The sequence below is a fragment of the Mycobacterium neumannii genome (assembly GCF_002245615.1).
GTDB classification, from domain to species: domain Bacteria; phylum Actinomycetota; class Actinomycetes; order Mycobacteriales; family Mycobacteriaceae; genus Mycobacterium; species Mycobacterium neumannii_A.
The window spans coordinates 147,429-162,741 of the sequence record NZ_NKCO01000001.1 but is presented as its reverse complement, the minus strand read 5'-3'; the positions used below and the strand labels follow the sequence as shown (position 1 = coordinate 162,741).

Here is a 15,313-nt window from a genome sequence, read left to right as displayed (position 1 = left end):
CACGCTAGCGATTTTCTGTGCGACGCACCCGCTCCTCGGCGTAGGCGAACGCGGCAGCCTCGTCGTCTACGTCGAACTCCGAAAGATGCGTGGTACGTCCCTCGCGAAACTCGCCCACGATGATGCGGGTCCATTCGTATCGCTCGCCGTCGTGACCTGTGGCCTCGCGTTCGTGCAGAGTCACCGCGACCGTCGGTGAAATCCATCGTTCGATCGAGTGCCACGAACGTACCGAGGAGACCATTGCGCACAGGTCCTCGTAGCTGGCTCGTAAGTCGGCGACTGACCGGTCGGGGAACCCGGATCGCGAACGGCTGACGGCGTGCATGTCGGCGGTAGCCATCTCCCCGAACACCCGGTCCCACTCCCGACGGTTGATGGCCATCAGGTACTTGGCGATGTGGGTCGCACCCTCTGCGACGGCCGCTCCTTCGCCGACGCAGTACCGCCGCGTGAGTTCTTGGTAGGCGTTCTCGAAGTCGTCCTCGTCGAAGCGACCCTCGTAGACGAAATGTCCAGCGTCGTCGACCTCGTAGACGTGGAGGTAAGACGTTGCGTTGCCGGCGTCGTCCGACCAGACGCTGGAGTGCATACTCAGAAAGTCACCGCGGACCGCTAGAGTTCGCCACTCGAAGTTGTTGTACTGAGCCAAGATCCGTTTCCCGGCCAGCCGCAGCCCGGCGGCATTACGAACGGGATCCCCGCTGACCCGGCGTCGATCGTCGTATACGCATGGGATTGCGTAGCAGCCGATACCCCCTTCAAGATCCTTGGCCCGCATGGCGTTCTGCAGCGCGGCGACGGTATCGCACGATCTGTTGGTCAACGGCAACCGGCTGCCGACGGCGTGGATGCGCTCCTCGGCGCAGGCGAAGGCGGCGTCCTCGTCATCGGCGTCCTCGTCATCGGCGTCGAACTCGCACTCCGAGGCCATCCGCCCGTCGCGAAACTCCACGACGCTGAGTCGCGTCCAGGTGTACCGCTCGCCGTCGGGACCGATGGCCTCGCGCTCGGTGCGGTTGACGCAACATGTCGGCGATACCCAACAGAGAGCTGATAGCCATGTTCGTGCCCAGTCGACACGCGCATTGAAGTCCTCGATAGCGGCGCGCGCCTCTGTGAGCGAACTGTCGGGAAATGCTGAGCTGGAATGCATCTCGAAGCGCATCCCGGGTTCCATGAGTTCGCCGAACAACCGGTCGAGGTCGCCGCGGTTGAGCGCGACGATCCACTCGGTCTGTGTGGCACCTGCGTCGGCGAATGAAGCGCCCTCATCGAAGTAGTACCGTCGCTCAAGTTCACGATAGGCACCCTCGAAATCGTCTTCATCGAAGCGACCGTGGTAGACGATCCGCCCGTTGTCATCGACCTCGTGAACCGTCAGATACCGAACCTCGAAGCCGTCATCATTCGCCCAATGCATCAAACCGAGGGCCAGTGATTCACCGCGCACCGCTAAGGTCTTGCTTTCGAATGTCGAATAATCCTCGAGGATCCGCTCCAGAGCAGCGCTAGTCTCCCCGAGAGGGTTCCCGGCAAGGCGTCGACGATCGTCGTAGACGAAAGAGTCCGCGAAAAGTGCTGCAGCGGCATCGACTTCTCGTGCCTCCATCGTCTTCCACAGGTCGTCGGACGTCCTGGTCGCCAGATTGCTCACTGTGAGTCGGCTGTTCGCAGATCGCAGTAACTCGTCGGCGCACGCGAAGGCCGCTTCCTCGTCGTCGATTTCGAACACGCACATCGATGCCATCTGTCCGTTGCGAACTTCGAAGGCGAGGAGCCGTGTCCACGAATAGCGCTCACCGTCACGCCCGACCGCCTCCCGCTCGTGACGGCCGACGCAGACAGTCGACGACAGCCAGCATGTCGATGAATGCCACTGGCGCACCGACGCGAACATCCCGTCGAGGTCTTCGATGGTCGCGCGAAGCTCGTGGGCGGAACGATTGGGGAACCCAGACCGTGACCGGTTTTCGATGCGCATTCCGTCCGCGCTGAGCTCGCCGAAGAGTCGGTCCCATTCGTGGTTGTTCAGCGCGGAGGCATACTCGATGGTCATCTGGCCGGCTTCAGCGAATGCAGCTCCCTCGCCGGCGAAGTACCGGCGTTCGAGCTCCCGATACGCGCCGTCGAAGTCGTCGTCGCCGAATCGGCCGTAGTAGCAGACGAGGCCATCTTCGTCGGTCTCGATGACGTGCAGGTATCTCGTCTCGAATCCGGCGTCGTTCGCCCATCGCGTTCGTGACAGCTGCAGCGATTCACCCCGTACCGCCAGGGCCTCGCCCTCGAAGATCGAGTACTGCGCGAGGATTTCCTCACAGGCAGCGCGGACGTCCGTCGGAGGGGTGCCCGCCATCGCCCATCGGTCGTCGTAGACATACGAGTCGGCGAACAATGCCGCGGCGCGATCGGCGTCACCAGCCTCCATCGCCGCCCTCACGGAGTGCCACGCCCGGCTGGCCTGGTTGCTGATGGCTAGCCGACTGGCGGACGCACGCAGCAGATCCTCGGCATGAGCGAACGCCGCCCGCTCATCGTCCAACTCGAACTGGCACATCGATAGAAGTCGACCGTCGCGGACCTCTCCGGCCATGATCCTTGTCCAGGAGTACAACTCGCCGTCGTGGCCGATGGCTTCACGTTCGTGACGGGCAACCCCGACCTCCGGCGACAGGTAATACTCGACCGCAATCCACGAGCGATTGGAGGCCACCATCGACTTGAGTTGTTCCAAGCTGGCGCGCAGATCGCCTGCCGACCGGTCCGCGAAGACTGAGCTTGACTTGTTGTATGTGCGCAGCTCAGGACTGGCCAGCTGCCGGAACGCCAGGTCGAAGTCTCCTTTGTCGGTAGCAAGCATGAATTCGGCTACCAGAGAGGCTGATTCGGTGACCGCAGCACCTTCGGCGGTCCAATACCGATGGCAGAGTTCGCGGTAGGCACCCTCGAAATCGTCTTCATCGAACCGGCCGTGATAGGCGACGCGCCCGTCATCGTCGATCTCGTGGAGGTTCAGACTGACCGTTTCGTTCCCGGCGTCATCCCACCAGCGACTCCAGCGCAGCTCCAGTCGCTCGCCGCGGACCGCCAGAGTTCGCCATTGGGAGTGTGGGTACTGCTCGTTGATGCGCGCTGCGGCGGCCCGCAATCCAGTGTGACCCTCGATCGGGTGGCCGCTCAGGCGTCGACGATCGTCGTATACAAACAGATCCGAGTACAACGCCATCGCGCTGTCAACGTAACCGGCCGTCCCTTGGCGCCAGGCGTTGTCGACCCGCTCACTGGCCCGGTTCGTGACTGCGAGTCGACTGGTGGTGGCCCGCACCCGCTCGTCGGCGTAAGCGAACGCTGCATCCTCATCGTCGAGGTCGAACCGACAGGCGGCGGCGACCCGTCCGTCACGAACCTCGCAGACATCAAGCCAAGTCCACGAATAAGACTCGCCGTCGTGGCCCATTGCCTCGCGCTCGAAGCGAAAGACGGCAATTGTCGGCGACAGGAAGCGCACGGCGGCCTCCCACGACCGCGACGAGCCCACCGCGGCGTCTAAGTCTTCAAAGGAGCTTCTGACATCGGTTGCGGTGCGGTGGCCGAACACAGAACTCGACCGGTTCTCGAGACGATAGGAGGGAGCCGTGAGCTCCCCGATCAATCGGCCGTAGTCGCGTTGATTTAGCGCAGTGATCCATTCGGTCGTGACAGCCCCCAATTCGGCGAACGCGGCGCCCTCTCCGGCGTAGTAGCGCCGTTCGAGTTCGCGGTAGGCACCTTCGAAGTCATCCTCGTCGAAGCGACCGTCATAGAGAACACACGCCGCATCGTCAACCTCGAAGACGTGCATATACGCCGTCGCGTTCCCAGCCTCGTCGGACCATCGACTCCGTACCAGGACCAGGCGATCACCGCGCACCGCGAACACGTGAAAGTCGAACACGGTGTACTGCCTGCAAATTTGTGTCACGGCCGTCCGCATGGCTTCCCGACCGACGATGGCGTCACCGCTGAGTCGTCTCCGATCGTCATACACGAATCCATCCGCATAGGCGCCAACAACGCCGTCGATGTCGTGGGACCGTAGCGCCTCGAACACTTGCGGTAACAACTCGGTTGCTCGGTTCGCGAGTGCTAGCCGACTGGCGGCCGCCCGCACCCGCTCCTCGGCATAAGCGAAAGCGGCTGCCTCATCGTCGATTTCGAATTGACATATCGATACGAGCCGGTTGGCCCGGATCTCGGCTGCATGGATACTGGCCCACTCGTAGTTCTCGTCATCTCGTCCCGTAGCTTCTCGCGAGAAGCGGAGAACGAGCCAGCTCGGTGACAGCCACTCAATCGCTGACGCCCACACACGAGACGAGGCGACAATCGCGTCAAGTTCTTCCAGAGTGCCGCGGAACTCGTCGGCCGAGAGTTCGGGATGCGCCGCGTGGGAACGATTCTCGAGCCTGAAGTCCTCAACGAAGAGTTCACCGAAAACCCGGTCGTAGTCTCGTCGGTTCATGGCGAGGACTATCTCAGTCGTCACAGCACCCGCCGCGGCGAACTCCTCTCCCTCGCCGGCGTAGTAGCGCCGTTCGAGTTCGCGGTAGGCGCTTTCGAAGTCGTCCCCGTCAAAGCGGATGTGGTAGAGGAGGCGGTCGTCGTCGCCGGTTTCATTGACGTAGAAGGAGGTTGCGACGTTTCCGTCGTTGTCTGCCCACCGGCTCCACACAAGATGCAGGCGCCGGCCGCGGACAGCGAGGACGTGAAATTCGAAGTGCGTGTACTGCTCTGAAACCCGCTCTATCGCCGTCCGCATCGCGTCGAGGCCAATGACGGGCTCGCCGCTCAGGCGTCGCCGGTCGTCGTAGACGAACCGGTCTGAGAACCAGGCGAGGGCGCCCTCGGTGTCGTGTTCCTTAGTCGCCTTGATGAAGGCGGGTAAGTATCGACAGGAGTCATTGGTGACCGCGAGCCTGCCGGCGACCACCGCGGTGCGCTCATCCCTGGGACCTGTTGCTGCTCGGACGGGTTTCTCCGAGGGCGTGGCTACGGGCTCGTCGGTAAGCCCAATCGAAATGGACACTTCCTTAGCTGTATACAGCGCCTTGGCGTCATCTCGAGCGGTGACGGCGCCCTCGCGATCTCCCGCTGCCGTGAGCACACGGCTCAACGCGAGGCAGGCCTCCGCGTGGTCGAGAACGAGGTCTGTCCCGCTGGCGACCGTCACCGCATCCGTGGCCATCGCTACCGCATCACCCTGGCGGCCCTGAGCCGAGAGGATTTCGGCCCGCACCGCGCGCCAGGCGATCGCCGTCTTCAGATTATGGCCTGCGAGCCCCTGGCTTTCAGCTGCGTACTGGTCGGCTTCGTCGATACGGCCCTGCGCAAGAACGGATCTTGCCAATAGGGCGGCGGCTTGCCCCGCGTCGGCGCCGACGCCCAACGCGTCGAGCCCTTCCAGTGCCGTTCGAAAGTGCGGCTCCGCGGCGACCGCATCGCCCTCCATCAACTCGATGATCCCGGCGAACAACTCCGTTTCCATCAGGCCGTGTCGCAGACCGAGGTCGGCCACTATTTGGCGAGCATCGCCAAGCATCCTGCGCGCCTTGTCCGGCCGTCCGCGTAGCAGTTCCAGGACGGCCAGATGCCGCAGTGACGTCGCCTCGAGCGAGGGCGCGGCCGTCGTCATCCGTTGCATCCGCACCACGTCAAGACATCGGCCGCCGGCCTTCGGCACGGGACTCGGCCCCCACAGCGCTGCACCCGGTGCAGCGCCCAACGCCGCGGTGATCTGCCGATGGTCCCCACTCTGGCGCGCCGCGATCAACGCCTCGAACAGGTCGAGTTCGCCGTCACCGACCCGGCCAAGACGCAGCCGTGCGCTCGCTCGTACGCGATGCGCCTTAGCTAGCCCGGCGGCGTCGGCGCGGCGGGCGAATTCGTCGATTGCGCCCTGGAGGAGGCTGTCGTACTCCAGTAACCGCTCAGGGTCTGTATAGATGCCGTGCTGGCACCGGTAGCACGTCGCCCATGGAGCCAACGCTTCTCCTGCAGTACGCTCGAGCTCGTCGACAAGTCCGGCTCCGGCGGTGACGTCGCCGGCGGACAGAAACGCTTCGCAGGCTGTCAGTAAGAGCTCGGCGTGCACCGTGTTGTCGGCCGCCGCAAGAGCCGAGCCTCGTGCCGCCTGGGTGCCCGCGGATATCAACTCGTCGCGGTCGAGCGCCCGCCGCGCCGAAACCGAGTAATGGCGTGCGGCACGCAAAGCCAGATCACTCGTGTGCTCGGTGAATTCGCCGAGTTCATGACGATAGACGTGAGCGGCTTCCAAATGTCGCGCGATCATCTCGTCGGCTTCGAACGCGACGCTGGGTCCGCCCGCCTCCACCCAGTCGGCCAGGCGTACATGCAGTTCCGCTCGGTCCGACTTCAACAGTCGCCGGTAGGCGACGTCGCGGATCAGCACATGGTGGAATCCCCATACAGCTTCGTCACCGACGTAGGTGCCCGTGGGCTGGGCGAGTTCCAGACGGCGAAGTCGGTTGAGCGACATCTTGATCGCATCCGCCTGACCACGGGCGAGCGCGCGCACCGTACCGACCGAGAAGTCGCTCCCCACCACCGAGGCGATCTCCAGTACGCGCCGGTCGGCAGGGTCGAGACGTTCCAGTCGCGACGCGAGCAGGGCGTGAATCGTCGGTGGGATGGTGATGGCGTCGACGTCGATCGTCAGTTCCCAGCCGGTCGGCTGCTCGACGAGAACTCCGTCGTGCGCAAGCATTCCGACGAGTTCCCGCACGAACAGGGGGTTGCCGCCGGTGGAGGAAGGCAGCCGATGAAGCAGCTCGGAAGGCAACTTGGCGGCGCCCAGAACCCTGGCGGCGAGTTCGGCGGTCGCGCCGGCGTCGAGGCCGTCGAGATGGATGGTGTCGGCGACCCAACGGCTTGCGGCGACGAGATCGGGACGAAGCTCGCGCAGCTCGGGTCGTGCCAGAGCTAAGACGAGTACCGGCACTTCCTTGATCCACTCGACGATATGCTCGATGAAGTCGAGCAGAAGGCTGTCGGCCCACTGGATGTCGTCGAGTACGAACACGACCGGGCCGCTTCCCGCCAACACTTCGATGAACCTGCGCAACGCCCAGAAGTTTTCCTCGACCGAGCCGGGTACGCCGGTGGCCAGACCGTTCAGGGCGCGCAGCAGGCGATCCCGCTCCGATACATCGGCCGGTATGTCGGTTTCGAGGTCGTGGGCACGCAGCATCTCGACGATCGGTGCTAGCGCAACGGTCCCGTCGATCGCGCATCGAGACTGGATCACAGACGTATCAGTCTGAGCAGCAATGAATTCCGCTGCCAGTCGACTCTTGCCGACGCCAGGGTCACCGACAACGGTGACCAGTCGGGCTGCACGCGTAGCAATCGCGTCGTCGAGCACACTTTGAAGTCGCCGCACCTCCTGCGATCGGCCGACGAATGGGGTGGCGTCCGCCGCGTCCGGTTGCAGTCCGAGCCACTGGTACACCGCGACCGGCGCGTTACGGCCCTTCACCTGCACCCGGCCGAGCGACTCGTAGCCGTACCGACTTCGCGTCGCTCGCCAGGTCTCCTCGCCGACCACGACTTGACCGCGAGGGCATTCGGCTTCGAGGCGGGCACCCACGTTCAGGGCGTCGCCCACCAGGTCGGCGTCGCCCGCCCCGACGACGACCTCGCCGGTGTTGACGGCGACTCGCAGCGCCAGTTCGGTTCCGTGAGCCTCCGCGACCTGGGCGGCCAAACCGACGAATCGGTCCTGCAACTCGACGGCCGCGTCGACGGCGCTGGCGGCGTCCTCGGCTCCGATCTCGGGCACACCCCAGACGGCCATGAACCCGTCCCCGATGTACTTGGTCAGACCGGCCCTGTGCCGCTGGGCAGTCGAGCGCAGCAGGGCGTGATAGCGGCCGATCACATCGCGGGCTGTCTCCGCGTCGACCTGTTCCTCGAACGTGGTGGACCCGGCCAGATCAGCGAACATCACCGTCACCGTTTTGCGCGCCGGACCCGCAACCGGCAAATCCGCTTGATTCGCCTGCACCTCGAGCGGCGCGCCGCATCCCCGGCAGTACCGCGCGGTGGCCCGCGCCTCCAGGCCGCACGTCGCGCACACCCGCGCCAGCGATCCGCCGCAGCCCTCGCAGAAGCGCGCGTCCTCTTCATTCGTCGTCCCGCAGGTGGCGCAGGTGCGGCGGCTTTCAGCCATGCTCAATCCAGGCTCAGCGTGAAGGCGTCGTGGTCCTCGAGAGCCGCGACGGCGCGATGGAACATCGTGCGGGTCAACCGAAGGCTTCGTTCGTTGACAACTTGGATTCGGCCCTCGGCCATGACGGGGTACAGGAAGCACCACGCGGTGGCGATCCGGTAGTCCCGTCTTAATTGATCTGCGGAGTAATCGATTCCGTTCTCGGCAAGACGTTCGCGATACCGAGCGAGCAGTTCGTCTTCGCAGCCACGGCGCGCCTCGGGTGTGAGGCTTTGGGTCAGAAAGTAACCGAGATCGAAGGCGCCCCGGCCTTTCGAGATGACCTGCCAGTCGAGCACCGTGACGGGCGGATCGACGGGGTTGGTGGCGAAGAACATCTGATCGAGCCGAAGATCTCCGTGCAGGAATGTTCGAGGATGACGGGATACCTCATGGAGGAACCACGGCATCGACGCTTCGAATCGGTCGCCGTAGTCCCGGATCGCTGGGGACAGCTCGTCGCCCAGACGCTTGACGAACGTCGCCCATGCGGCGTGGTAGTTGCTGATGATCACCTCGGAGAACGGCGGAACGGCGTGCACTTTGAGCCATGGCAGCGAGGCGAGGCGCGCGTTGTCCCACCAATGTGCCTGGTGCCGGGCGAGGGTGTCGATGACGGTCTCGGCGTCGGTGACGGAGCAGCCTTCCAGTTGGTCGGCGATACGCAGTCGACCAAGGTCCTCGAGGACCAACACGAAATCGTGGGTCTCGTCGTCGAAGGCTGCGAAGTACGGACGCGCCGGCGGCAGCGGATTAGTGACGCCGATCTCCTGGTAGAACCGGACCTCCCGGCGGTAGAACTCGAGGTTCTCGCACAGGTTGGTCCGCGCGATCGCGTCCAGCGTCGGGAGCTTGACCACGACCGTCGGCGGCACGTCGGGGCTGCCGACGAGGTGGGCCCGATAAAGGCGGCCGAGCAACCCGACGCCGATCCCGAATTGCGCGAGCTTGCACACCCGGACATCAGCCTGTAGGACCTCGCTGAGCCATTCAGGGGTGATGAGTTGCGGATCTACCGGGATTCTCGGCATATTGCGCCTCCCCAGTTGACCCGCGAGCGAATCAATCGTACGAGATCACAAGCACATCAGCACTGGTAATAAAGGCGGCAGCGTCAGGAATGCATTTGACTTAGCAAATACTGTCGGAGCCGTCACCTTCAGCTGATCGGCGGTGCGACGGGCCTCGCCGGTTCTCCCGCACTGTCCGGCTCGGTCGGCGGCGGCTTCTTCAACCAGGTCGGGTCGATCCCGTCGTCGAGTCGGCCCTCTGCCTTGGCGTCCAGATAGCGGAAGTACAGCACCGAGAAGACCACCACGAGCATCAGGCCCCACCCGTAGGTGAACTTCATGTACTCGAGGAACCGCCCCGTCGTGGGCCAGTGTCCGAGCAGCCAGCGGTCGGCGCTCATGAACCCGTAGATCGCAAGCCACGCAGGCCAATTACGCAGGACCGAGTTCGGTAGCACCACCGTCATCAGGAACGGGAACAGCATCATCGAGTAGTAGCCCTGGCCCAGGGACAGCACCAGGAACGAGGTGATCAACAGCACGCCCGATGACGTCGTCATCCAGAACAGCGGGTCGCGGGTGCGGTAGTACTTGTACAGCAGCCACAGCGAGATCACGGCGATCACCGCAAACGCAATGCGCAACAACAGGATCAGCCACGTCGGCAGACCGTAGTAGATGCCGTTGCCGGCGATCGAGCTGTTGAAGTAGTCGCGCGTCGTGAGGATGTAGGGCACGGTGCGCGTCACGAAGTTCATCGGGTCGCTGATCAACGGCCATGCAGCGGCGTTGAAGATCACCGGCACCGCGATGGCGGCGACCACCGCGCGCCACTGACGGTTCAGCAGCGGCAACAACAAAAGCGGCGCCAGAAGCGGTTTGACCACCAGCGTCAATCCGATCGCTGCACCCGCCAGCCATTGATGGTTGCGCTTACCGTCCAGCAGCCAGCGGAAGAACAGCACCTCGGCCAGCAGGATGCACCCGTTGATGTTGCCGAAAACCAGTGTGTTGATCACGCTTTCGGTGCAGAACATCGCCGCCAGCAGGGCGGGCAGGGCGACCGAGCGGAAGCCGTAACCGAACAGTCGCACCAGGAAGTAGGCGGCCAACACGATCGCGATCGTGTTGAACGTGATGAACCAGTACCGCGAGGCGTCGACGGGCAGGTAGCCGAACGGCGCCATCAACAACGTCCCGCCGGGCGGATACAGATAGTGCGGGTCGACGTGGTTGAAGTGCTCGTTGTAGATGTCCCAGCCCATCTTGAAATTGACGACCGCCCGGTAGACGGGTCCGTAGTCGTCGGTGATGTAGCCGTTGGTCGCCAGCACGTAGCTGCGGTGGATGATGAACAGGATCGCCAGCGGCCACAGGATCACCTTCAACACCGACGCAACGCTGGGCGGGGAGGTCCGGGGCCGGAAGGGCGTCGTCAAGGAACTGGCCACAAGATCGCGCACGACCGCACGGTACCCGACCGCGGTCGAGGTCAGGCGTCAGGCAGGGCAGAACGTATCGGTGTCGGGCAGGTTGCCGCTGTCGAGGTAACCCAGGACCGGCGGGAGCGCGCACGGCGAGTAGATCGAGGCGCCGTGCCCGATGCCCTGCCACATCACCCGCCTGTTGGCCGACCCGGCGTTGATCACCGTGGCCGCGACCGCGGCGACGCCCTCGTTGCCGACGATCGGGTCGTTCTGGGTCCCGAGCAGCAGCACGGGGATCTTGAGGTTCTCGGGCTGCTGGGGTGTCGCACCGCTCGGCCAGTTCAGGCAATCGACCAGGTTCAGCGCGCCGACCGTGCCGAACTGCGGATACAACTTGTTCCAGGCCACGACCAATTCGCGCACCCGGTTCGGAGTGGGCCGATTCAGCGAATCACTACAGCCGTTGACGAACTGACCGTCGGTGTTCCGCAGGCTCTCGGCACGCGCGATCAGATCGGTGAACGGCGCGGGATCACCCGACTGTGCGGCCGCGATCGCGGTTGCCAGCGCATTACTCGACTCGATGCGGTCCCCGCGGGGGTAGGCCAGCGCGGTCGAGATCGCGTTGGCCACGGTCGCGACGGCGGCGCCGTTGGGTCCACGGCCCTGGCGTGCGGCCGACAGCAGCGCGTCCACCGCGCCCTTCGGATCCGGGCCCAGCGCACAGTTGATCGCGGCGCACTGCGCGGCCCAGGCGTCCAGCGCGGCCTGCTCGCCCTTGACCCGCTGCTCCATCGCGGCTTCGGCGGCAATGCCCAGCGGCAGAGGAGAATCGAGCACCAGGCGCGCGACCTTGTTGGGATGCGACCCGGCATACGCGAGCGCCACCTGTGCGCCGTTCCCGACGCCCAGCAGTGCGAGGGTGGGCACGTCCCACGTGCTGCGCAGCCGCTCGATGTCTTCGGCGGCGTGGGAGTTGTCGTAGGCCGAATCACCGGGGGCGATGGTGTCGGTGCAGCTTGTGGTCGCGGTCTGCACGATGGCGCCCAGGTTCGCCACCGGATCGTCGCCGGACTGGAACTGCGCCTGGTCGAGCATTTCCTGGCGGTCGAACAGGTCGCGGCAGTCCAGCGCCCCGGACATGCCCATGCCACGGCGGTCGACGGCGACGATCGGGTGGCTGTTGAGCACATCGGTACCCGCGCGCGACAGCCAGACCGGCAGCTGCAGTGACGACGGCAGGTCCGAGCCGGTCGTCATCACCACGGGGCCGGCGTCCTGGGGGGTCTGCGGTCCGCGGGCGCGCACCACACCGATGCTGACCGAGCCCGACGCACCGTTGATCGGGTCGAGGTCGGCGTCGTAGGTGGCGCAGTCCAGCGTCACACCCGGCACGGAGGGCACGGCCGCGTCGCCGAACACCCGCGACGTGCAGTCGCGCCACGCCAGGTCGTTTTTGGGTGCTTCGATGGGCGGCGGGCCGTCAGCGGCTTGGGTCGTTTCCGGCTCACCCTGAGGCCCCGCCCCGGAGTCGGTGGCGAAGCGGGGATTGGCCGCCAGCCCCGGCGAACACGCCGCGACGAACGCCACGACGGTCGCCAGGCTGAGAAGCCGAACCAGCTGACCACGCCGATGCATGCCGACCACAGTACTGATGCGCGGTTCAGTCGAGCCGCACGTAGCGGGTGTAGAGATAGCCGTCGTCGTCGCTCAGCACATGCGCCGGGCGCATCCGCGTCAGCACCTCGCCAGGCCCGGAAGCGATGCGGGGGGCCTTGCCGCCGACCAGGAACGGGGCCACCGTCAGACACAGCTCGTCGAGCAGGTCGTTCTCGATGAGCAGGCTGAGGATCAGCGGGCCGCCCTCGGAGAGCACCCGCAACAACTTGCGTTCGGCCAGCGCCTGCAGCGCGGTCGCTGTGTCAACTTCGTCGGGCCGGGGGCCCGAGGCGTCGATCACCTCGGCCACCCCGCCGAGGCGTCTGCGGGTGGCGTCGCAGGCCGCAGAGCAGGTCAGGATCAGCGGCGGCACATCGGTGCGGGTGAAGAACCGGGCGCCGGGGTCGAGGTCGCCGGATCTCGTGATGACGGCGATCTGCGGCACCTCCGCCTGGCCGCGCGCCTGGCGGGCGCCCCGCTGCGGGACGGGTACCTGCGCGCCGGAGTAGTTCTCGGTGCGCACGGTGGCCGCACCGACGAGGATGACGTCGGCGGCGTAGCGCATCTGCTCGAAGACGCTTCGGTCGCCGGCCGCTCCGAGCGCCGCGGTCTTGCCGCCGGCGGTCGCTCCGCCGTCGATGCTGGCGATCATGTTCCCGCGCACCCAGCACCTGCGCAGGTCGGCGGGGTAGGCGTAGAAGTCGCCGAGCCGCCCGTCGGTACCGTCGATCGGTGCGCCGTCGGGCCCGAGCACTGTGAACTGCGCCGCAGGGGCGGTATCGGCCATGAAGATGATTGCAGCACGTCGATAGGGTGCGTGCATGGACGGGTCCGAAGCGGTGCAGCATCTCGTCGACCGCCACCCCGCCGTCACTCCGGACCGGTTGATCGCCCAACTCGCGCCGCCACCCACGTTCTCCGACGTCAGTTTCGACACCTACATCCCCGATCCCGCCGAACCGTCTCAAGCCGCGGCGGTGCAGTCATGCTTGCGGTTCTGCGCTCAGGCACAGCAGCGTCGCGCGGGTAAGAAGAAGCTGTTCGGTCGCCGTGAAGTGCTGCCGGGCGTCGGGCTGTATCTGGACGGGGGCTTCGGCGTCGGCAAGACGCACCTGCTGGCCTCGTCGTACTACCGGTTGCCGGAACCGAAGGCATTCGCCACCTTCGGCGAATTGACCCAACTGGCAAGCGTTTTCGGATTCGTCGAGTGCATCGAATTGCTGGCCGACTACGTCGTGGTGTGCATCGACGAGTTCGAACTCGACGACCCGGGCAACACGACGCTGATCTCGCGGCTGCTCTCACAGCTTGTCGAGCGCGGCGTGTCGGTGGCCGCCACGTCGAACACCCTGCCCGAGCAACTGGGGGAGGGCCGGTTCGCGGCCCAGGATTTCCTGCGTGAGATCAACACGCTGGCAGCCATTTTCGAGACCGTGCGCATCGACGGGCCGGACTATCGCCACCGGGATCTGCCGCCGGCTCCCGAACCGCTTGCAGACGCCGAGGTCCGCGAGCGCGCCGCGCGGTCACCGGGTGCGACGCTCGACGACTTCGACGCACTGTGCGCGCATCTGGCGACCATGCACCCGTCGCGGTACCTGACGTTGATCGAAGGTGTCGCGACGGTCTTCCTCACCGGCGTGCACACAGTCGACGACCAGAATGTGGCCCTGCGCCTGGTGTCGCTGACCGACCGGCTGTACGACGCGGGAATCCCTGTGGTGGCGTCGGGCGCCAAGCTCGACACCATCTTCAGCGACGAGATGCTGGCCGGCGGGTTCCGCAAGAAGTACCTGCGTGCGACGTCCCGGTTGCTCGCGCTGTCGCGGCAGCCCGTCTGATCGCGAACGTGGGTTACCCGCACGCCTTTCGCGCCGCCACGTGCGTCGAGCCCACACTCGGCCCCCTAGAACGTGCGCACCATCACGTAGTCGTTCTCGATGGCCGCGCCCAACCGGAACGTCTTCGTGCCGCTGACCCCGAAACCGTGCTTGGCGTAGAACCGCTGCGCGCGCTGGTTCTGCTGGTTGACGCCCAGCCACACCGCCGCGGCGCCCAGTTCCTCGCACTCCTGGAGCGCCGCGTGCATCAGCGCGGTCGCCACCCCGGAGCCGTGGCACTCGGGCAGCACATAGATCTTCGACACCTCGACCGCCGGGCGTGCCTCGACCGCGCGCTGGACGTCGGGGTCGTCGGGCACACCCCGAATCAGCATGGCGTAGCCGGTGATTGACGCGTCGGTGCGCGCGACGAGCACCACGCGGTCGGGGTCGACGAGGTAGTCGCGGAAGCGCGATTGCGACAGGTTCTCCTCGACGAACGCTGCGACGTTATCGAGAGTCACCGCCGGGGGACAGGCGAGCGGAAACGTGCGGGCGGCGACGTCGGCGAGTTCAGGCAGGTCGGCGTCGACGGCCGCCGTGACGTCAATGCCCAACGGCGCCTACACGTTCCACTGCGCCAGATGCTCGCCGGTGATCTTGTCGAGCAGCACCACGTTGGACACCAGGTCGCGGTAGCAATCCCAGAACACCGCGCCACTGACCGTGGAGCCGGCCGGTGCGTTCCCCAGCTGAGGTTGCAGCGCGTCCGGAGCGTCGGTGTTGCGCGGTTCGTAGCTGTCGCCGGTCGGCGTCACACCGCGGAAGCTGTAGGTGATCGACTGCGCGTACGGCGTCGGCACCTGGACGGAATGCACGGTCACCCAGGCTCGCCAGACCTGCTGGCGCGGGGGGCGCGGGGCATAGCCGAAGCCGGGCGGGATGGGGGACGGATCGACGCTGTGCACGGTGATGTCGGCGACCAAACCCTTGAACTTCACCTGCAAAGTGTCGCCGAGCCTGCCGATCGGGGCGGTCACCGCCGATGCGGGCGCAGCGACGATCCCGGCAGCAGTCGCCATGGCGACCACGAGGAGCACGAACCAGCGACGCATCTCCGAATGATCGCAC

General features: G+C 65.6%; 8 protein-coding genes. 1 reads left to right on the top strand and 7 read right to left on the bottom strand.

Features of this window, described 5'->3' with window-relative positions; translation table 11 throughout:
- Window positions 1-4 precede the first annotated feature (4 nt).
- The 5 genes from CEX88_RS00815 to CEX88_RS00795 form a co-directional block, all read right to left on the bottom strand.
- On the bottom strand, window positions 5-8,227 hold the full coding sequence (locus tag CEX88_RS00815) for an AAA family ATPase (RefSeq protein ID WP_094292058.1): 8,223 nt from the start codon (window positions 8,225-8,227) through the stop codon (window positions 5-7).
- A gap of 2 nt (window positions 8,228-8,229) precedes the next feature.
- A complete protein-coding gene (locus CEX88_RS00810; RefSeq protein ID WP_094292057.1) occupies window positions 8,230-9,297 on the bottom strand; it encodes an oxidoreductase family protein in 1,068 nt (355 codons plus the stop codon).
- Window positions 9,298-9,425: 128 nt separating this feature from the next.
- Complete coding sequence (gene aftC, locus CEX88_RS00805; RefSeq protein ID WP_082961555.1) at window positions 9,426-10,739, bottom strand: arabinofuranan 3-O-arabinosyltransferase; 1,314 nt, start codon at window positions 10,737-10,739, stop codon at window positions 9,426-9,428.
- 36 nt (window positions 10,740-10,775) lie between these two features.
- Window positions 10,776-12,341 (bottom strand): alpha/beta fold hydrolase, encoded by a 1,566-nt coding sequence (locus tag CEX88_RS00800; RefSeq protein WP_094292275.1) that lies wholly within the window; start codon window positions 12,339-12,341, stop codon window positions 10,776-10,778.
- 25 nt (window positions 12,342-12,366) lie between these two features.
- The gene (locus tag CEX88_RS00795) at window positions 12,367-13,149 is read right to left on the bottom strand and encodes a pyrimidine reductase family protein (protein ID WP_094292274.1); all 783 of its coding nucleotides are present in this window, start codon (window positions 13,147-13,149) and stop codon (window positions 12,367-12,369) included.
- Between the two features lie 34 nt (window positions 13,150-13,183).
- Between CEX88_RS00795 and zapE the strand changes: the two genes are divergently transcribed.
- Window positions 13,184-14,203, top strand: a complete 1,020-nt coding sequence (gene zapE, locus CEX88_RS00790; protein WP_094292056.1) for a cell division protein ZapE — start codon at window positions 13,184-13,186, stop codon at window positions 14,201-14,203.
- A 65-nt stretch (window positions 14,204-14,268) separates the two neighbouring features.
- Here zapE and CEX88_RS00785 read toward each other — a convergent pair whose 3' ends face one another.
- Window positions 14,269-14,799, bottom strand: coding sequence for a GNAT family N-acetyltransferase (locus tag CEX88_RS00785; RefSeq protein WP_066841400.1), 531 nt, complete (start codon window positions 14,797-14,799; stop codon window positions 14,269-14,271).
- 6 nt (window positions 14,800-14,805) lie between these two features.
- On the bottom strand, window positions 14,806-15,297 hold the full coding sequence (locus tag CEX88_RS00780) for a hypothetical protein (protein WP_066841399.1): 492 nt from the start codon (window positions 15,295-15,297) through the stop codon (window positions 14,806-14,808).
- Between the last annotated feature and the right edge of the window lie 16 nt (window positions 15,298-15,313).